This is a genomic window from Actinomadura luzonensis, from assembly GCF_022664455.2.
GTDB classification, from domain to species: domain Bacteria; phylum Actinomycetota; class Actinomycetes; order Streptosporangiales; family Streptosporangiaceae; genus Nonomuraea; species Nonomuraea luzonensis.
Map to the genome: position 1 here is coordinate 222,908 of NZ_JAKRKC020000002.1, position 17,242 is coordinate 240,149.

The 17,242-nt window shown below is 72.6% G+C and carries 19 protein-coding genes; 7 read left to right on the forward strand and 12 right to left on the reverse strand.

From position 1 onward, the window contains the following. Nucleotides 1-19: 19 nt before the first annotated feature. The 4 genes from MF672_RS31205 to MF672_RS31220 all read left to right on the forward strand — a co-directional run bounded on the left by MF672_RS31205 (nucleotide 20) and on the right by MF672_RS31220 (nucleotide 4,749). Entirely contained in the window at nucleotides 20-829 is an 810-nt protein-coding gene (locus MF672_RS31205) for a helix-turn-helix transcriptional regulator (RefSeq protein WP_242371104.1), read from the forward strand. Between the two features lie 26 nt (nucleotides 830-855). Next, nucleotides 856-1,608, forward strand: a complete 753-nt coding sequence (locus MF672_RS31210) for an SDR family oxidoreductase (RefSeq protein WP_242371105.1) — start codon at nucleotides 856-858, stop codon at nucleotides 1,606-1,608. A gap of 418 nt (nucleotides 1,609-2,026) precedes the next feature. After that, nucleotides 2,027-3,022, forward strand: a complete 996-nt coding sequence (locus MF672_RS31215; RefSeq protein ID WP_242371106.1) for an SDR family NAD(P)-dependent oxidoreductase — start codon at nucleotides 2,027-2,029, stop codon at nucleotides 3,020-3,022. Between the two features lie 104 nt (nucleotides 3,023-3,126). Next, nucleotides 3,127-4,749: a serine/threonine-protein kinase gene (locus tag MF672_RS31220; protein ID WP_242371107.1), complete on the forward strand. Its 1,623-nt coding sequence runs from the start codon at nucleotides 3,127-3,129 to the stop codon at nucleotides 4,747-4,749. A gap of 4 nt (nucleotides 4,750-4,753) precedes the next feature. Here the strand turns inward: MF672_RS31220 and MF672_RS31225 are convergent, their stop codons facing one another. Genes MF672_RS31225 through MF672_RS31235 form a run of 3 tightly spaced genes read right to left on the reverse strand, consistent with a single transcriptional unit; the run spans nucleotide 4,754 to nucleotide 8,372 of the window. Further along, nucleotides 4,754-6,505 (reverse strand): FAD-binding protein, encoded by a 1,752-nt coding sequence (locus tag MF672_RS31225; RefSeq protein ID WP_242371109.1) that lies wholly within the window; start codon nucleotides 6,503-6,505, stop codon nucleotides 4,754-4,756. Continuing rightward, complete coding sequence (locus MF672_RS31230) at nucleotides 6,502-7,689, reverse strand: MFS transporter (protein WP_242371111.1); 1,188 nt, start codon at nucleotides 7,687-7,689, stop codon at nucleotides 6,502-6,504. The genes MF672_RS31225 and MF672_RS31230 overlap by 4 nt, the downstream gene beginning before the upstream one ends. A 47-nt stretch (nucleotides 7,690-7,736) precedes the next feature. Further along, nucleotides 7,737-8,372 carry a mycothiol-dependent nitroreductase Rv2466c family protein gene (locus MF672_RS31235; protein ID WP_242371112.1) on the reverse strand — a complete coding sequence of 212 codons (636 nt, stop codon included), beginning with the start codon at nucleotides 8,370-8,372 and terminating at the stop codon, nucleotides 7,737-7,739. A gap of 121 nt (nucleotides 8,373-8,493) precedes the next feature. On the opposite strand from MF672_RS31235, the gene MF672_RS31240 reads away from it, so the two are divergent. After that, a complete protein-coding gene (locus MF672_RS31240; RefSeq protein WP_242371114.1) occupies nucleotides 8,494-9,372 on the forward strand; it encodes a LysR family transcriptional regulator in 879 nt (292 codons plus the stop codon). Nucleotides 9,373-9,388: 16 nt separating this feature from the next. Here MF672_RS31240 and MF672_RS31245 read toward each other — a convergent pair whose 3' ends face one another. Both MF672_RS31245 and MF672_RS31250 read right to left on the reverse strand, forming a co-directional pair. Beyond that, nucleotides 9,389-10,369 (reverse strand): aldo/keto reductase, encoded by a 981-nt coding sequence (locus MF672_RS31245; protein WP_242371116.1) that lies wholly within the window; start codon nucleotides 10,367-10,369, stop codon nucleotides 9,389-9,391. A 1-nt stretch (nucleotide 10,370) separates the two neighbouring features. After that, the gene (locus tag MF672_RS31250) at nucleotides 10,371-11,465 is read right to left on the reverse strand and encodes an NAD(P)/FAD-dependent oxidoreductase (protein WP_242371118.1); all 1,095 of its coding nucleotides are present in this window, start codon (nucleotides 11,463-11,465) and stop codon (nucleotides 10,371-10,373) included. Between the two features lie 256 nt (nucleotides 11,466-11,721). Between MF672_RS31250 and MF672_RS31255 the strand changes: the two genes are divergently transcribed. After that, nucleotides 11,722-12,150, forward strand: a complete 429-nt coding sequence (locus tag MF672_RS31255) for a MarR family winged helix-turn-helix transcriptional regulator (RefSeq protein WP_242371120.1) — start codon at nucleotides 11,722-11,724, stop codon at nucleotides 12,148-12,150. Next, the gene (locus tag MF672_RS31260; RefSeq protein WP_242371122.1) at nucleotides 12,140-12,655 is read left to right on the forward strand and encodes a hypothetical protein; all 516 of its coding nucleotides are present in this window, start codon (nucleotides 12,140-12,142) and stop codon (nucleotides 12,653-12,655) included. The genes MF672_RS31255 and MF672_RS31260 overlap by 11 nt, the downstream gene beginning before the upstream one ends. 337 nt (nucleotides 12,656-12,992) lie before the next feature. Here MF672_RS31260 and MF672_RS31265 read toward each other — a convergent pair whose 3' ends face one another. The 7 genes from MF672_RS31265 to MF672_RS31300 form a co-directional block, all read right to left on the reverse strand. Continuing rightward, nucleotides 12,993-13,337 carry an RICIN domain-containing protein gene (locus MF672_RS31265; RefSeq protein ID WP_242371123.1) on the reverse strand — a complete coding sequence of 115 codons (345 nt, stop codon included), beginning with the start codon at nucleotides 13,335-13,337 and terminating at the stop codon, nucleotides 12,993-12,995. A gap of 18 nt (nucleotides 13,338-13,355) precedes the next feature. Further along, complete coding sequence (locus MF672_RS31270) at nucleotides 13,356-14,120, reverse strand: cation efflux transmembrane domain-containing protein (RefSeq protein WP_242371125.1); 765 nt, start codon at nucleotides 14,118-14,120, stop codon at nucleotides 13,356-13,358. Beyond that, the gene (locus tag MF672_RS31275; protein ID WP_242371127.1) at nucleotides 14,117-14,578 is read right to left on the reverse strand and encodes an ArsR/SmtB family transcription factor; all 462 of its coding nucleotides are present in this window, start codon (nucleotides 14,576-14,578) and stop codon (nucleotides 14,117-14,119) included. The genes MF672_RS31270 and MF672_RS31275 overlap by 4 nt, the downstream gene beginning before the upstream one ends. A gap of 181 nt (nucleotides 14,579-14,759) precedes the next feature. Further along, entirely contained in the window at nucleotides 14,760-15,767 is a 1,008-nt protein-coding gene (locus tag MF672_RS31280) for an arsenic resistance protein (protein ID WP_302893313.1), read from the reverse strand. 264 nt (nucleotides 15,768-16,031) lie between these two features. Continuing rightward, nucleotides 16,032-16,538 (reverse strand): MerR family transcriptional regulator, encoded by a 507-nt coding sequence (locus MF672_RS31290; protein ID WP_242371129.1) that lies wholly within the window; start codon nucleotides 16,536-16,538, stop codon nucleotides 16,032-16,034. Next, nucleotides 16,535-16,783: a rhodanese-like domain-containing protein gene (locus MF672_RS31295; RefSeq protein WP_242371131.1), complete on the reverse strand. Its 249-nt coding sequence runs from the start codon at nucleotides 16,781-16,783 to the stop codon at nucleotides 16,535-16,537. Before MF672_RS31295 ends, MF672_RS31290 begins: the two co-directional genes overlap by 4 nt. A 49-nt stretch (nucleotides 16,784-16,832) precedes the next feature. After that, the gene (locus MF672_RS31300; RefSeq protein ID WP_242371133.1) at nucleotides 16,833-17,180 is read right to left on the reverse strand and encodes a hypothetical protein; all 348 of its coding nucleotides are present in this window, start codon (nucleotides 17,178-17,180) and stop codon (nucleotides 16,833-16,835) included. Nucleotides 17,181-17,242: the final 62 nt, after the last annotated feature.

The following is a 17,242-nucleotide window of genomic DNA, read 5'->3' on the forward strand; positions in this document are numbered from 1 at the left end:
GCAGCGGCGCAGTTCCGAGATGCGCGCGTTCCTCCGGTCGCGGCGAGCCCGGGTGACGCCCGCCGACGTGGGCATGCCGGCAGGCGAGGGCCGCCGTACGCCCGGGCTCCGGCGGGAGGAGGTGGCGGTGCTCGCCGGGGTAGGGGTGTCCTGGTACACCTGGCTCGAGCAGGGACGTGACATCAACGTCTCCGCCGACGTCCTGGACGCCGTCGCCAGGGTGCTGCGCCTGGAGCCCGCCGAGCGCGAGCACCTGTATCTGCTCGCCGGCCTCAACCCGCCGCAGGCGACGCCGTCCGAGAGCCGGGTCCCGGATGCGGTGCGGCGGCTCCTGGAGGGCTGGCTGCCGCGACCCGCGTACGTCATCGACCGGCACTGGAACGTGCTCGCGGTCAACCGCGCGACGGAGATCGTGTTCCAGTGCGACGAGTACGACCACAACTGCCTGGTCAGCTTCTTCACCAACGCCCGCTACCGCGCGGCGGTCGTGGACTGGCGCGACGCGGCGCGGGCGATGATCGGCCTGTTCCGGGCGGACGCCGCCCGCTACCCGGACGACCCCGAGTTCGGCCGCCTGGCCGCGGACCTGTGCGCCGCGAGCCCCGCGTTCGCCGAGATCTGGGCGGAGTTCCCCGTGGGCGGCCCCACGCACGGCGCCAAGGCTCTGGAGGTTCCCGGCCTGGGGACGCTGACGTTCGAGGCCACCACCCTGCCGCTGCCCGGCCACCGGCTGGTGCTGCACACTCCCGCGCCAGGGACGGGAACGCAGGCCCTGCTGGAGCGCTTGGTGGTGGTGTCAGACCCAGGCTCAGCCGGCACTGCCGCGTAGGCTCGCGCCGCCCGAGGATCGTCGGCATGACACGATTCACGAACAGCACAGTCCTGATCACCGGCGGCACCAGTGGCATCGGCTTCGCGACCGCGCGCAGGTTCCTCGACGAGGGCGCGTACGTCGTCATCACCGGCCGTGACCAGACCCGCCTCGGCACCGCGGCGGAACGCCTCGGCTCCGAGCGGGTCCTGCCGGTCCGCGCGGACGTCAGCGTCGACGCCGACCTCGATCTCCTCGTGCGGTGCGTCGGGGCCTGGCGCGGCGCCCTCGACGTGGTCTTCGCCAATGCCGGAATCGCGGACTTCAGGCCGGAGCCCACCCCGGAGGACTTCGACCGCATCGTCGGGATCAACGTCAAAGGGGTGTTCTTCACGATCCAGAGGGCGCTGCCGCTGATGGGCGACGGAGGCGCCGTCGTCATCAACGCGTCCTGGACCCTGCACCGCGGCCTCCCGGCGGCCTCGCTCTACGCCGCCGGCAAGGCCGCCGTGCACAACCTCGCCCGCACGCTCGGCACCGACCTCGCGCCGCGTGGCATCCGCGTCAACTCCGTCAGCCCCGGCTACATCGAGACCGAGATGTACCGCTCCGCCATCGACCCCGGCGCGGAGACCCGCATCACGGCGGAGGTGCCCCTCGGCTCGCTCGGCCACCCGGACCACGTCGCCGCCGCCGTCGCCTTCCTGGCCTCGGACGACGCGTCGTACATCACGGGTCAGGACCTCGTCATCGACGGCGGTCTCGTGGCGGCGGCGCCCCTCGGGTTGCGCCTTTGACCGCTGTCCGACGAGACCTGGGAGGAACCGGGGAAAGGAAGGGCGGCTCGCCGGCCATCGCGCGGCGCAACGTGGTCAGCGCCACGATCCGGCCCGACGGGCGGGCCGCCATGATCCGCTCGGTAGCGGTGATGCGGCTGGTCACGGTGCTGCGCGATCCCGCCCAGGTGGGTGACGGGCCGGTCTTCCCGCTGGTCGATCACGCGGCGCTGCCGCAGCCACTGCGATCACGTCGCCCGCGACGAGCGACGCCGGCAGCGTGGCGGTCGCGGCCAGCGGCACGCACGTCCGCCAAGTGGCCTGTACGGCTCCTCCTTGTGGCCGGGCAGCCGGGACACCCGGCGGAGGCGGCGGCCCCAGCCGGCGCGAGACAGTCGGTCCAGACCGTTTCGGCTGACTCCCTTCGAAGGACGACAAGGTGGAGAACGACAGGGTGGAGAACGACAGGGTGGAAGACGACGAGGTGCCGGAGCGGCCTGCCGGGGCGGGGCGCGGCCGGCGCGCGTTCTTCGGCCTGGCCGCCGCCGCGGCCGGTGCGGCGGGTCTGGCCGGCGCGGTGGTGATCCCGCCGTACCTGACCGACCCGCCGACGAGCGCGCCGGCCCCGGCCTCGCCGCGCGGCCGTTTCGCCGGCAAGGTCGTCCTGATCACCGGAGCCACCTCCGGCATCGGGGAGGCCACGGCCAGGGCGTTCGCCGCCGAGGGCGCGAAGGTGGGCTTCTGCGGGCGGCGCGCCGAACTCGGCCGCCGGGTCGAGCAGGACATCCGCGAGGCGGGCGGCACCGCCCGGTACCAGCAGGCCGACGTCCGCGACCCCGATCAGTTGCGGCGCTTCGTGGACGAGACGGCCGCCGCGTTCGGACGGCTGGACATCGCCTTCAACAACGCCGGCATCACCAGGACGGCGCCCCTGCACGAGATGTCCCTCGACGACTGGACCGACGTCCACCACACCAACACCAGAGGTGTCTTCCTGTCGATCCAGTACGAGGTGCCGCACATGCTGGAGAACGGCGGCGTGATCATCTGCACCGCCTCGGAGTCGCGACGCCCGGGCGGCGCGGCCTACACCTCCAGCAAGCAGGCGATCAAGGGCATCGTGGAGACCGCCGCCATGGACTACGGTCCCAAGGGCATCAGGATCAACGCCATCTCCCCGGGCACGACCGACACGGCGCTGGTGCGCCCGGCGTCCCTGCCGGACGCGATCTGGGAGGCGTTCAAGCGGGCCTGGGGCCCGTTGAACGCTCCCGGCACGCACCGGATGGCCATGCCGGAGGAGATCGCCAGGTCGGTGGTGTCGCTGGCGAGCGCCGAGTTCGCCTACATGGCCGGATCGACCGTCCTGGTCGGCGGCGGCCCGCTCGGCGGCGGTCCGATGCGCATGCCGCCCGGTTTTCCCTCCGGGCGGTGAGCGAGCGGCGTGGGCTCCGCCGGCCAGGCCGGCCGTCCCCCGGTCCGTCGTCCGGTGTGGGAAGGTGCGTGCTGAACGACCCATGGGTCTGAAAGGACGGGCGGGTGTCCAGCGAGAGACTGAAGCCGCTTGAGGCGGGCGACCCGAAGCAGGTCGGTGGGTACCGGCTGCTGGCGCGGCTGGGGGCGGGCGGTATGGGGCGCGTCTACCTGGGCCGCTCGAAGGGCGGCCGGCGGGTCGCGGTCAAGGTGATCCACCCCCATCTGGCGGAGGACGCGCAGTTCCGGCGGCGGTTCAGGGCGGAGGTCGCCGCGGTGCGGCGGGTCGGGGGCATCCACACCGTGCAGGTCGTGGACGCCGGCGCCGACGCCGACCCGCCCTGGCTCGTGACCGAGTACATCGCGGGCCCGTCGCTGCACGATGCCGTCGGCGAGTGCGGCGCGTTCCCGGCGGCGGCGGTCGCGGCACTCGGCGCGGGCCTGGCCGAAGGGCTGATGGCGATCCACGAGCGGGGCGTCGTCCACCGCGACCTCAAGCCCGGCAACGTGCTGCTCGCCCAGGACGGGCCCCGCATCATCGACTTCGGCATCGCACGCGCGCTCGACGCCGCCTCGCAGACCACCCGCACCAGCGTCGCCGGCACGCCCGGGTTCATGTCGCCCGAGCAGCTCCGGGGCCGCGAGGTGGGGCCGGCCGGCGACGTGTTCTGCCTGGCCGCCGTGCTGGCCTTCGCCGCCACCGGCCGGCGGCCCTTCGGCGAGGGCCCGGTCGAGGCCCTCGGCTACCGCGTCGTCAATGAGGAACCCGACCTGACCGGCGTGCCGGAGCCGCTGCTCCCGCTGATCGCGTCCGGCTTGGAGAAGCGTCCGGAGGACCGGCCCGGTCTCGGCGCGTTCCTCGAACGCTGCTCCGCGCTCGCCGAGGGCGGGGACGCGCCGCTGCCGGCGCCCGTCAGCACGATGATCGACACGTGGGTGGCGGAGACCGAGGTGCTGGCGCCTCCGCCGCCGGACGAGCCGGGGAGCGGCCGGCGGTTCCCGCCGCTCGGACGGTTGGGGCTCCCGGTGGCCGCGGCCGTGGGCGTCCTGCTGGTCGCCTTGGCCGTCTGGGCGGTCGGGGACGACGGGAGCACACCGGCCACCTCCGAGGCCGTCACCACCGCCCAGCAGACCTCCGTTTCCCCGGCGCCCGTGCCGGGGAAGCGGTCCGAGACCCCCACCCCCACGCCGACCCCGACCCCCACGTCTGATCCCGTCCGCAAGGCGTTCGAGAAGATCTCGGCGGGCGACTGCCTGGACGCCTACGAGCGTCCGACCGGCGGGTGGAGCAGGAGCAAGCCCCGCGCCGTCGGCTGCGGCCGGTCCGACGCCCACCTGAAGGTGCTCAAGGTGACCCGCGACTCCTCCGGGTGCTTGAGGCACGGCGCCGATCTGGACGGGGAACTGTGGTGGAGCTACGGCGAGGACGCGGACGAGATCGCCCTCTGCGTGCAGCGGCAGTTCCACACGGGGGAGTGTTTCCTGGCCACCAAGGGCGAGAAGAAGAACACGGTCGCCATCAGCAACAGGGATCTGATGACGTCGTGGCCGTGCCGGGACGGCTCCGCGCCGGAGGAGTACGACTTCGTCCTGCGTATCACCGCGTTCACCGACGGTCCCTGCCCGCCGGGCGGCCGGAGGGTCGACTGGGAGATCCGGGGACGCACCCTCTGCACCCGCATAGTCTGACCGCTCACCCGTCCCCCCTCGGGAACACCTCGTAGCCGGGGGTGAGGACGTGGCCGGGATCGTACGCCCGCTTGGCGGCGGCGAAGCGGTCCCACACCGGGCCGAAGTGGGCCTGCCAGTCGCGGGCGGACATGGGCAGGGCACTGGCCGGGTTGAGCGTGCCGCCCGCCGCGGCGACCCGCTCGTACACGGCACGGTTGCCGGCCACCATGGCGGCGACCGTGCTCGCGGGGCCCGGCGCCGGGATGCGCATGAGGTTCATCGCGAACGCCACCGGCTCCGCGGGGAGCCGGAACAGCGGGCTGCGCACGGCGTCCGTCCGCAGCGGCAGGACCGAGACGACGCCGTGGTCGCCGAGGTCGCCGGCGGTGAGCCCGGCGAGCGTCCCGGCCAGGACCGCACCCGCGCGGGACGCGCCGACGAAGGTGAACAGCCAGGGGTGCGGGGAGTCCCAGCGCCCGCCGCCGCGCAGCGTGTTCTCCAGAGGCGTGAACCGGTCGGTGTAGGTGCGGTAGTCGTGGGTGTCGATGGTCGCCTTCGCGCGGTCGTCGGCGAGTCCGGCGAGCAGGGCGGCGTCGTCGGGCGCCGCGCCGGGGAGCAGCGCCGCCCCGTCGACGAGGTAGGTCCAGCCGCCTTCCGGGCCGGGGGCGGCGCGGCCGTGGAGGTAGTCCCATCTGCGCTCGTCGAGGAGCCGTCGCTGGTCGGCGAGCATGGTGTCGAGGTCGGAGTAGACGAGCCGGTACCTGCGGACGGCGCCGGGCGCCGCCGTCAGCCGCAGGGTCGCCCGCGTGATGACGCCCACCTGGCCGAGTCCGGCGCGGACGGCGTCGAACAGGTCCGGGCGCTCGCCGGGTGAGCAGGTGCGGACCTGCCCGTCGCCGGTGACGACCTCGAGCGCGAGCACGGTGTCGCTCATGACGCCGTGCCGCCAGCTGGTCCCGCCGACGCCGCCGACGGCGATGGTGCCGCCGATCGTCAGGTCGAGGTACTCGGGGAGGACCGGCGGGGTGCGGCCGTGGCGGAGCGCGGCCGTGAGGACGTCGCGCCAGGTCGCGCCCGCGCCGGCGACGATCCGGTCCGCGCCCACGTGGTGGATCGCGTTGTGCCCCGACATGTCGACGACCACGCCGCGCCCGACCTGGGACCGGCCGTACACCGAGTGCCGCGTGCCCTGGGCGGCGACCTGCCGGCCGGTGCCGGCCGCCCACCGCACGACGGCGGCGATGTCCGCGGCCGAGCCGGGGCGGAGCACGGCCTCGGGGACGGTCCGCACGACGTGGCCGAAGTCGGCCGCGGCCCGCTCGCGGGCGGCCGGGTCGCGCACGAGTTCGCCGTCGAGCGGGGGCGGGTCGAGGTCCTGCGGGTACCAGCGGAGCTCGACGGTGTTGCCGTCGGGGTCGCGGACGTAGACCGACCGGCCGTCGCCGCGGGCGCCTGAGCGGACGACCGGGCCCTCGACCACGTCCAGGATCCCGGCGTCGATGACCGCTGCCCAGTCGAGCGGCGCCACGACCAGGCAGATGTGGTCCACGTTGGACTCCCCGCGCGTACGTTGCACGAGGTCGATGATCGTGGCTGCGTCGACCCGGACCGAGGGGAAGGAGACCTGGCCGCGGCGCCACTCGTTCACCCGCTCCGCCGCCAGGCCCAGGACGTCGCGGTAGAACCGCAGCGAACGGTCCACGTCGGCGACGTTCAGGACGAGGTGGTCCAGCGCCGTCACGCGGATCGCCCGGCCGCGCGCGCCGGCGTTCACGGGTGTGCCTCCTTCCCGGCGTGCGCGGCGAAGGCGGTCAGCAGCGCGATCACCGTCAGCGCGACGCCGAACCACACGGCGCCGGCGGTCCCGAATCCGCCCGCGAACAGTCCGCCGAGCAGCGCGCCGAGCGCGATCGAGATGTTGTAGCCCATGGTGTTGAGCGACATGGCGGCCTCGAAGGTGTCGGGGGCCGCGGCGAGCATCATGTTGACCTGGCAGAGGTTGGCGGCGCCGAAGGACACCCCCCACAGCACCACGGCGACCGCCAGGCCCGCCGGGCTGCCGCCGATGGCCAGGAGCAGCAGCAGCGAGGCGACGAGCCCGCTGCAGGCGACGACGAACGTCGCGCGCATGTTCTTGCCGGCCGTGTGCCCGGCGACGAAGTTGCCGACCGCGCCGCCGACCCCGAAGACGATCAGCAGCCCGGTCACCCACGCGGCCGACGCCCCGGCCCGCTGTTCCATGAAGGGGCGGATGAACGTGTACGCGCCGAAGTGCCCGAGCACGTAGAGCGCGACGGTGATCATCACGACCCGCAGCCGCCCGTTCCTGACCGGCAGCGCGAACACCTCCCGCACCGGGATGGCGCTCTGGGACGGCAGCGACGGGAGCGTGAGCACGACGGCGAGCAGCACCACCAGGCTCAGGCCGCTCCAGATGAGGAACGTGGTGCGCCAGTCGGTGAGGCTCTCGATGAACGTGCCCAGCGGCATGCCGACGACGGTGGCGATCGACATGCCGGACAGCACGACCGCGGCGGCCTTGCTGGCCTTCTCCCCGGGGACCAGCCGCATCGCCATGGCGACGCCGATCGCCCAGAACACGCCGTGCGCGAACCCGGTGACGAGCCGGGCGGCCAGGACGATCGGGAAGTTCGGCGACACGGCCGTGACGAGGTTGCCGGCCGCCATGATCGCCAGCAGCGTGGCGAGGAGCGCGCGGCGGTTCACCGTACGGCTCCACGCGACCAGGAACGGCACCCCGACGCCCGCGGAGACGCCGTACAGCGTCACCATCATGCCCGCGAGGCCGACGGAGACGGACAGTCCCGCGCTGACCGGGGTGAGCAGCCCGACGGGCATCAGCTCGGTGGTGACGAAGACGAACAGGCTCGCGGTGATGGCCGCGACGCCCAGCCACGCCCGGACCTGCGAGCGCGGTTCAGTAATGACAGTGGTCATGTGTGTCCTTGCGAACGTCCCCGCGCGAGCGGGGGAAGACAGTGCGGTCAGGAGAAGCTGGGTTCGCGGTCACGGCCGCGCTTCAGCTCGAAGAAGCCGTCCGTCCCGGCGACGGCGACGACGCCGTCCCACAGCGCGCCCGCGGCCTCGCCGCGCGGCGCCGGGGTGACGACGGGACCGAAGAACGCGATCCGGTCACCGGCGGGACCGGGGACGTGGATGACGGGGGTGCCCACCTCGCCGCCGACCGGGGCCATCCCCGCGTGGTGGCGGGCGCGCAGTGCCGCGTCGTGGCCGGGGTCCTCCGCCGCGTCGGCGAGCGTGTCCGGCAGGCCGACGGCGCGCAGCGCGGCGAGCGTCATGTCCCGGCCCAGCCCGGCGCGCTCGAGGTGGATCCGCGTTCCCATCGCCTCGTACAGCGGGCGCAGCACGGCTTCCCCGTGGTGCTCGGCCGCGGCGACGCACACCCGCACCGGGCCCCAGCCCTCGCGCTGCGCCTGCCGGTACTTCTCCGGCACCTCCCGGTTCTCGTTGAGCACCGAGAGGCTCATGATGTGGAACCGGGCCCGCACCGGCCGGACCCGCTCGACCTCCAGCAGCCACCGCGACGTGATCCACGCCCACGGGCAGCGCGGATCGACCCACACGTCGATCGCGGTCACGTTCCCTGGCGCATCACTCATGACGATCCGTTCACCTCCGAAGTCCCGATGTGGCCTTGCCACGCATCGAGTCTCGCGGCGGCGCCAGCGATGAGTCCAACGCAATGTTGTCACTTCAGCGATGCCGGACCATCATTGATCCATGGAACTCCAGCAGATGCGTTACGTCCTCGCCGTCGCCGAGACGAACAGCTTCACCCGCGCCGCGGAGCAGTGCCTGGTCGTCCAGTCGGCGCTGAGCCGCCAGATCGCCAGCCTCGAACGGGAGCTGGGCGCGCGGCTGTTCGACCGCACCAGCCGCCACGTCCGCATCACCCCGGCGGGGAAGGCGTTCGTGGCCGCGGCCCGCGAGAGCCTCAACGCCGCGGAGCGGGCGGCCGCCGACGTCGCCGCGGTGACCGGCGAGGTGCGCGGCAGGCTCGCCCTCGGCCTGATCCCCACCGTGGCCGCCGTCGACATCCCGGACGCGCTGAGCCGGTTCCGCGCCAGCTATCCCCAGGTCCAGCTGAACATCCGGGTCGGCGGCAGCGAAGAGCTCACCGAGCAGGTCAGGCAGGGCAGGATCGAGGTGGCCTTCCTCGGGCTGCCCACCAGCGCGCGGCCGGTGGGCGTCAACGCCCGTGAGCTCGCCCGGGACCGGCTGGTCGCCGTCGTCGCCCCCGACCACCCGCTGGCGGGCGAACCCGCCGTCGATCTCGCCCGGCTCTCCAGCGAGACCTTCATCGACCTGCCGCCGCACTCGGCCGCACGGGCGCAGTCGGACGAGGCGTTCGCGGCCGCCGGATTGAGCCGTGAGGTGGCGTTCGAGGTCACCACCGCGGACTTCATGATGGCCCGGCTCGTGCGCAAGGGGCTGGCGATCGCGCTGCTGCCCTCGGCCTACGTGCCCCACCTGACCGGCCTGGCCACCGTCGAGATCACCGACGCGCCCATGCGCGTCGAGTACCTCATCTGGAGCGGCGTCGGACGCACCCCGGCGGCGACCGCGTTCCTCGGCCTGCTGGACCTGCCGGACCGCTGACCACCGGGGAGCGCGCTCACCAGGCGTACGCCTCGGGCGCGGGCTTGGCGCCGTTCGGGGCGGGCGGCGGGAACAGCTCGTCCAGCCTGGCCAAGGTGTCCTTGCCGAGGGTGATCGACAGGGCCCGGAGCGATCCGTCGAGCTGCTCGGCCGTACGCGGGCCGATGATCGGGCCGGTCACGCCCTCCTGCGCGAGCAGCCAGGCCAGCCCGACGTCCGCCGGGTCCTCGCCGAGGTCGGCGCAGAGCTTCTCGTACGCCTCGATCGTCGCGCGATGCGCGGCGAGGGTGGCGGCCGACCGCCCGGAGACGCCGCGGGCGGCGGCGTCGCGCCGCTGCTTGCGCAGGACGCCGCCGAGCACGCCGCCGTTGAGCGGTGACCAGGGGATCAGGCCCAGCCCGTAGTGCCGCGCCGCGGGCAGCACCTCCAGCTCGGCCCAGCGGTTCATCAGGTTGTAGACGGACTGCTCGGCGACCAGGCCGAGCCGGTGCCGCGCGCGTGCCGTCTCCTGCGCCTGGGCCAGGTGCCAGCCGGCGAAGTTGGAGGAGCCGAAGTAGAGCACCTTGCCCTGCTGCCGGAGAACGTCGAAGGCCTCCCAGATCTCCTCCCACGGCGTGTTCCTGTCGATGTGGTGCATCTGGTAGACGTCGATGTGGTCGGTCCCCAGCCGCTTGAGCGAGGCGTCGCAGGCGCGCCGGATGTGCAGCGCGGACAGGCGGCCGTCGTTCGGCCACGAGCTGGTCGTCAGGTAGAGCTTGGTGGCCAGGACGGTCCTGTCGCGCCTGCCGCCCCCGGTGCCGAACCACCGGCCGATGATCTGCTCGGTCCGGCCGTCGGCGTAGACGTCGGCGGTGTCGAAGAAGTTGACGCCGTGCTCGTGCGCACGGTCCATGATCGCGTGACTGTCCTGTTCCGGGGTCTGGGTGCCGAAGTTCATCGTGCCCAGGACCAGCCGGGACACCGCCAGGCCACTGCGGCCGAGCTGGATGTAGTCCATCTCAGGCGGCTCCGAACTGCTCGGCGAAGCGGCCGGTGAACAGGTCGGCCCCCTTGTACGCCGACACCGTCCCGGCCGGGACGACGACCGGCCCGTCGGGCGTGGGGAGCTGGCCGACGCCGCCGCGCGGGCCGAGCGGGAGCAGGATCATGGGGTGGGGCAGCGGCCGGTACGTGGCCTCGGGCCGCTCGCCGCGCAACTGGGCGAGGATGTTCCTGGCCACCACCTCGCCGTGCTGCATCGCGTACCCGGCCATCTTGGCCTCGGCGACGTCGGTGAGGTCGCCGACGGCGTAGACGTGCTCGTAGCCGCGGACGTTGAGGGTCTCGGTGACCGGGACCTGGCCCTGCGGGTTGCGGGTGGTGAGCCGTCCGTCGGCGAGATAGTCACTGTTGGTCCGTACGCCGTGCGCGCGGAACCAGAGGTCGGCGATGATCTCCTCGCCGGCGGTCGTGGTGACGGTGAACGTGCCCGCCTGCCCGGGCCCGGTCGCCGGCAGGGCGCTCAGGCCGGCACCCAGCCGCAGGTCGACGCCCAGCTCGTCGAGCTGACGGCGCAGCTCGCCGCGCATCTCGGCGGGGAAGGCGGGCAGCAGGTCCTCGGCCGGATCGACGATCGTCACGTGCTTGTGCGGCCATACCTCCTTGATCTCCCCGGACAGTTCCAGGCCGACCGGTCCGGCGCCGAGGATCAGCACCCGCTCGGAGCCGGCCAGCTCCTTGTGGGTGCGCAGCAGGTCGTCCAGCACGTCAGGGGTGGCGTCGGAGGCGGGCTTGGCGGGGTAGGCGTAGCTGGAGCCGGTGGCCAGGACCAGGAAGTCGGCCTCGACGCGCCGGCCGGAGGCCAGGGTGACGCCGCCGGGATCCACCGAGACCGCGCGCTCGCGCACCACGGTGCCGCGCCTGAGCCACTGGTCGTAGGGGAAGAACATGTTGGGCGCCCAGTCGGGCTGGGCCAGCGCCCGCAGCGAGCCGGCGGAGTTGATGAACGCGTCACGCGGGTCGATGAGCACGACGTCCGCCTCCGCGTCCAACGCCTTGGCGACCGTGGAACCACCGTAACCCCCGCCGACGATCACGACTGTACGACTCATCATTCACGCTCCCGGTAGAGAAGGAGTTGTAGTTCGCGCTACGAACCATAATGGTTCGTAGTACGAACTGCAACTTAGTTCGCGGGACGAATTGCGGCCGTTCCTGCCGTCGCGCCAAGCGACACGAGAACGTCAGCGGCCTACGACATGAAAATGTCAGTAGCTGCCTCGCATGTCGTTGCGTGAGGGTCCTGCGGCTCTCCAGGGGTCGGATCCGATCTGGTTGCAAGCCACAACTATCTGGTTGTACGGTCGAACCATGGCGGATGATCGCGAACTCCAGGAAGCCGTGGCACGCTTCGTGCGGGCCTTCGGCCTCCACCGGCCGGACCAGACCCCCTGCGGGCAGCCCATCCCGGTATCGGAGGCTCACGCGCTGGGCGAGCTGGCCAGGGACGGAGCTTTGCGGCAGATCGATCTGGCGCACCGGCTCCGGCTGGAGAAGAGCACCACCAGCCGGCTGGTCAACCAGCTCATCAACCGCGGCTGGGCCGAACGCACCCCGGCGCCCGACGACGGGCGCGGCGTGTTGGTCCAGCTCACCCCGCAAGGGATGAAGGCCGCGGCCCGGCTGGCCGAGGCCAGAGCCGAACGGTTCTCCGCCGTATTGGAGCGTGTCCCCGAGGGCGAACGCGCCGATGTGCTGCGCGCCCTGACCATCCTCACGGAGGCCATGGATGAACCTTGAGAATCGACGCGCCCAAGCGCTCATCGCGGCGCTCGCGCTCATCGTCGTCGCCTCGACGGCGTACGTGCTCACCAGCCGGGGCGAGCAGCAGGCGCTGGCGACCCGGCAGGCCGAGATCGCGGCCAAAAGCCGGCAGGTGATGCCGTTCGACCTGGAACGCACCACGCACCAGTTCGCCAAGGCCGCCACCGGCGGCGTGCAGACGGTCACCTCCGACGACCCCGCCGACGCCCAGCAGGTACGGCTGATCCGCGAGCACCTGACCGCCGAGGCGGCCGGCTTCAGCCGGGGCGACTACGGCGACCCCGCCTCCATTCACGGTGGCGAGATGCCGGGGCTGCGCGAGCTCGAACAAGGCCACAGCCGCATCGACATCCGTTACACCGAGCTTCCCGCCGGCGCCCGGATCGCCTACACCACCGCTGATGCGGCGCTGGTCAAGGCGCTGCACGCCTGGTTCGACGCCCAGGTCACCGACCACGGCCGGCACGCCGAACACGGCTGACCCCACCCCCCGGACATCCTCTTTTCGGCCGGACCCGTGCATCCGCTTCATACCTAGCCGGGGTACCGTGTCTCCGTTCCACGACGATACCTAGCCCCGGTACCGTTTCGATCTGGTTCGTGGAGCCTCCATGCGGCCAGGCCATCCCCTGTCAACGCCGGTGGGGCGGCGTACGCCTCCCTGGACCGGCGATCGAAAGGACACCTCTCGTGACGACCACGGATATCGGCTCCGGCCGACGCGCCGGCTTGAATGAGTGGCTCGGCCTCGGTCGCCGACTGCTCGACGGTGCCCCGCAGCGGGCCGCGCGGGAGCGCGCGGCCTCGGCGGGAACAGGTCACTCGCCGGCCGTAGGGAGTGTCCAGGTCTGGCCGGGTTGCCGGCACGGGCGCAGCGTTGTCGCGGTGTCCTGGCCGGTGGCGGTCAGGCACAGGCCGCTGGCCAGGTTGTGCAGAGTGCGGGTGGCGGGGTCGTAGCGCCAGCGCCTGGTCACATCGGTGACGCGGCCGTCGGGGGGCAGGCCGTGGCAGTCGCGCAGGCTCACCGCCGAGCCGGGGAGGGTGCCGTCGGCAGTCAGGCAGTAGGAGTCCTTCAGCCGCAGACTGGCGTCGGCGGCGTGGACCCAGCCCTGGTTGAGGCGGCCGGTGCAGGCGTTGACGGTGGCAGTAGGCGGCGCGGACACGTGCGGGCATCCGACCGATCAGCGTGTCTCCTTGCTCGTCGTGTTGGTTGTGGCGCCGGTCACGTTCGTGGGGGTGCTGATGTTGACGGTGGCGTCGGCCGGGCAGCAGCCGTCGGCGCAACCCGCATCGGTCGTGGCGGCATCGCCTGCGGCGCCGATCGGGGGCGGGCAGCAGGTGTCTCCGCGCCAGGCTTCGCGGCCTTCCTTGACCGCGACGGCGGCGATGACCAGGGCGGCGATCGGGTCGGCCCAGGACCAGCCGAACAGGCTGTTGAGCGCCAGGCCGACCAGCAGCACGCCAGACAGGTAGGTGCACAGCAGGGTCTGCTTGGAGTCGGCCACCGCGCTCGCGGAGCCGAGCGCGCCGCCCGCGCGACGCTGGGCGGCCGACAGGAACGGCATGACGACCAGGCTCAGGGCGGCCAGGATCAAGCCGGGGGCGGAGTGTTCGGCCTCGCCGGCGCCGAGCAGCGCGCGGACGGCGTCGAAGGTGACGTAGGCGGCCAGCGCGAAGAACGAGATCGCGATGACGCGCAGTGCCGCCTTCTCCCGCTTCTCATGGTCGGCGCTGGAGAACTGCCAGGCCACCGCAGCGGCCGAGGCGACCTCCACGATGGAGTCCAGCCCGAACCCGACCAGCGCCGCGGAAGAGGCGAGGGTGCCGGCGGTGATGGCGACGGCGGCTTCGATCACGTTGTAGGTGATGGTCGCCGCGACCAGCAGTCTGATGCGGCGCTGAAGTGCAGTTCGCCGGGCCGGGGCGGGCAGGTTCAGCGTGGTCATGACACCGCCTCCCCCGCGGCCTGGCCCTTCTGCTCGCCGAGGCGCTTGAGGTCGTCGTCGAGCTCGGCTTGAAGGCCGCCCTGGGCGGCGGCCGTCGGCTGGGTGTCGTGCACCGGGCAGAGCACCACGGCGTGGCCGGTGGCGGCCAGCAGCTGCTCGGCGGAGGCCAGCAGGTCCATCAGCTCCGGCCGGGTCAGGGAGTAGAAGGACTGGCGTCCTTCGGCGCGGTAGTCGATCAGGCCGCAGTCGCGCAGGCAGGCCAAATGCTTGGACACCGTGGACTGGGCCAGCCCGAGCTGGGTGGTCAGGTCCACCACGCGGGCCTCGCCTCGGGCCAGCCGCTGCACGATGCGCAGCCGGGTCTCATCGGCCAGGGAGTGGAACAGCGCCGCCGCCGGGGAGATGCCGGCGGCGATGTCGGCACTGACACACCGGCCACCATCAGGATCAATCGTCATATGGCGATGATAGCCCGATTTGGTTATGTATCGGCAAGGGGTGTGCGAGGCGGAACGTCGTTGTTCCAGGTCAGGCCCGGGACGCTGCCGGTTCGGTCAAGCCAACCCCCGAGTGAACGCCTCCGAGCATGGCGCGATCGATCGCGCTTCCCCGTCACGCCGGTGTACGTACGCAGGCAGGTCAGCGCAGCGGGAGCAGCCGGGGCACCAGGCGGACGTAGACGACCATGCCCACCACCTCCACCAGGGTCTGGGTGACCACGACCGCCGCAGCGACGGCCATGCTGTCGGGCAGCGCCAGCGCGAGCGGCAGCACGACCAGGGAGTTGCGGGTGGCGCCGGTGAACACGATCGCCCGCCCGCCCGGCACGTCCAGCCGGAACAGACGAACGACGGCCAGGCCGACGACGGCCATCACGACCAGGAACAGCACGTAGAACGGCACCACGGCGGCCACCGCGGCCAGGTTGCCGTCCAGCTTAGGCACCTGGGAGGCGACCACCGTGATCAGCGTGACCGCCATCAGCGGCACCATTGCCGCACCTGTCGCGCCGGCGACCGCGCGCCCGGCCGGGCGGCGGGCCGCCCACGCCTGGAGGAGCCAGGCCAGCACCAGCGGGATGACGATCAACACGGTGAACGCCTCGACGAACGGCCCCGGCTCGACGACGCGGGTCAGTGAGGCGCCCATGAACGCCACCAGCAGCACCGGCAACGCGGCCATCTGAGCGAGCAGCAGCAGCGGCGTGGCGGCCAGGAGCCGCCGGCTGTCGCCCCCCGCCAGCCCGGAGAAGACGATCACGTAGTCGACGCACGGGGTCAGCAGCACCAGCAGCACGCCGAGGCGCACCGCCTGGTCGGCGGGCAGGAACGCGAACATCGCCGCGACCACCAGCGGCACTGCGGCGAAGTTCACCACGAGTGCGGCCGCCAGGAACCGGCCCGCGCGCAGCGAGCGCACCAGTTCGGCCGCGGGCACCTGCAGGAACGTCACATACAGCAAGACCGCCAGCACGGGGTTGATCGCATGCTCCAGCACCGGCCCCAGCCCAGGGGCGGCCCACCCCGTCACAGCGCCGGAGGCGATCGCCCCCACGTAGATGGCGACCTGGTGCCGCTCCATCCCCGCCACCGCTCCCGCCACGACCCCCGTCGCCGGGCCCGGCACCTGTTGTGCCTGTTGCGTCACCGCTCATCTCCCGGTCGTGCCGTCCTATCGCCCGAGGTGACGGTAGCGGCACAGCCTGACCGGTTCAGAGCAGGGGGCGCGGAGCGTGCCGAGGTTGAGGTCAGCACCCGCAGCTGCTCCCGCCACAGCCGCAGCCGGCTCTGCGCATCGGCGGCCCGGCGCCGTCGGTGATGCGTTCGCCCGGCTCGCTGCCGCGTGCGGTGATGGGCACGGTGACGGGCCTGCTGGTCGCGCTGGTGGATTCGCGGTGGTCGTGGTGAGTGCTCACAGGAGTCGGCTCTCCCTGCTTTGTTGTGCGGGGGTGTGGGGGGCACGGTTGCCTTCGGCCAGGTCGGCGAACGGCAGGGGACAGTCGGGGCAGGTGCAGTGGGTCAGGCTGTCGCAGCCCGCGCTGACCACCTGTTTCAGCGCGGTCCGGATGGTGGTCAGGTCGGCGATCTTCGCTTCCACTTCGGCGATCTTGGCTTGGGCGCGCTCGCGCAAGTCCGGGGTGGGGTGGCCGCGCCGGCCGGTGTCGAGGAGCTCGGCCACCTCCTCCAGGGTGAAGCCGAGCCGCTGCGCGGCCTTGATCACCGTCAGCAGGGTGACGGTCTCGGGCGGGTAGGCGCGATGCCCGCCGGGGCTGCGCGCCGGTTCGGCGATCAGCCCGCGGCGCTCGTAGTAGCGCAGCGTCTGCGGGTTGACCCCGGCCTGCTCGGCCACCTGCCCGCTGCGCAGGTACGGCCCGCCCGGCTCACCTGGGCCGCTCTGCAGCACGATGTCCTGTCTCACGACGGCCGCCCCACCGCGGCGGCGCTCTTCGAGCGGTTGCGGTACGGGCCCGAGCAGTAGACCACCACCGGGGCGGCCCGACCGGGCGCCACCTGCCCTGCCAGCTCGGCCGACACCTGATCCGGCACGTTGCGCGCACCGGGCAGGTGCTCGGCGGCGAACGCGTCGGCCGGCAGGGCCTCCACCAGCTGTACGCCCCCGCCCTCCGGCAGCGCGAGCAGTTCCTCACGCGTGATGCGCTCCATCACCGGCCTCCTCCCGCGGCCGCGAACCGCGGCCGTCTCACGCTGTACCTCACGCGGATGCCGCCGCGCCGGCGCGCTCGGCCAGCGCGTCCAGCACCTCGACGTGCTCGGCCGGGACCGCCACCTCCAGCGCCAGGCTGCCCTCGGCGACGGTCAGGGTGAAGGTGAAGAAGGAGCAGCAGCCGTTCTCCCGAGCGGCCAGCTCGGCGGCCCGAGCGGCGTTCTCCGGGCTGAAGACGAGCTCCAGCCGCAGCCGCGTCTGCTCGGGGTGCTGCACCGCCTGGACCGCATCGGCGAACAAGGCGTCGAACTCGGCCACCCGCAGCGGCTGCTCGGCGGTGGGCAGGGTGCACGCTGAGGGAGCCCATCCCAGGTCAAGGGCGACGTTCTGTGTCATACCCCGACGGTAAACCTGTACCTAGGTACTGGATGCAAGTCCTAACGGCCCAACGCCACAAT

Bases quoted from the DNA above. Each gene is read 5' to 3' on its own strand.
- MF672_RS31205 (WP_242371104.1), top strand. From the start codon at position 20: ATGCGCGCGTTCCTCCGGTCGCGGCGAGCCCGGGTGACGCCCGCCGAC.
- MF672_RS31210 (WP_242371105.1), top strand. From the start codon at position 856: ATGACACGATTCACGAACAGCACAGTCCTGATCACCGGCGGCACCAGT.
- MF672_RS31230 (WP_242371111.1), bottom strand. From the start codon at position 7,689: ATGACCACTGTCATTACTGAACCGCGCTCGCAGGTCCGGGCGTGGCTG.
- MF672_RS31235 (WP_242371112.1), bottom strand. From the start codon at position 8,372: ATGAGTGATGCGCCAGGGAACGTGACCGCGATCGACGTGTGGGTCGAT.
- MF672_RS31240 (WP_242371114.1), top strand. From the start codon at position 8,494: ATGGAACTCCAGCAGATGCGTTACGTCCTCGCCGTCGCCGAGACGAAC.
- MF672_RS31245 (WP_242371116.1), bottom strand. From the start codon at position 10,369: ATGGACTACATCCAGCTCGGCCGCAGTGGCCTGGCGGTGTCCCGGCTG.
- MF672_RS31250 (WP_242371118.1), bottom strand. From the start codon at position 11,465: ATGATGAGTCGTACAGTCGTGATCGTCGGCGGGGGTTACGGTGGTTCC.
- MF672_RS31255 (WP_242371120.1), top strand. From the start codon at position 11,722: ATGGCGGATGATCGCGAACTCCAGGAAGCCGTGGCACGCTTCGTGCGG.
- MF672_RS31260 (WP_242371122.1), top strand. From the start codon at position 12,140: ATGAACCTTGAGAATCGACGCGCCCAAGCGCTCATCGCGGCGCTCGCG.
- MF672_RS31270 (WP_242371125.1), bottom strand. From the start codon at position 14,120: ATGACCACGCTGAACCTGCCCGCCCCGGCCCGGCGAACTGCACTTCAG.
- MF672_RS31275 (WP_242371127.1), bottom strand. From the start codon at position 14,578: ATGACGATTGATCCTGATGGTGGCCGGTGTGTCAGTGCCGACATCGCC.
- MF672_RS31295 (WP_242371131.1), bottom strand. From the start codon at position 16,783: ATGGAGCGCATCACGCGTGAGGAACTGCTCGCGCTGCCGGAGGGCGGG.
- MF672_RS31300 (WP_242371133.1), bottom strand. From the start codon at position 17,180: ATGACACAGAACGTCGCCCTTGACCTGGGATGGGCTCCCTCAGCGTGC.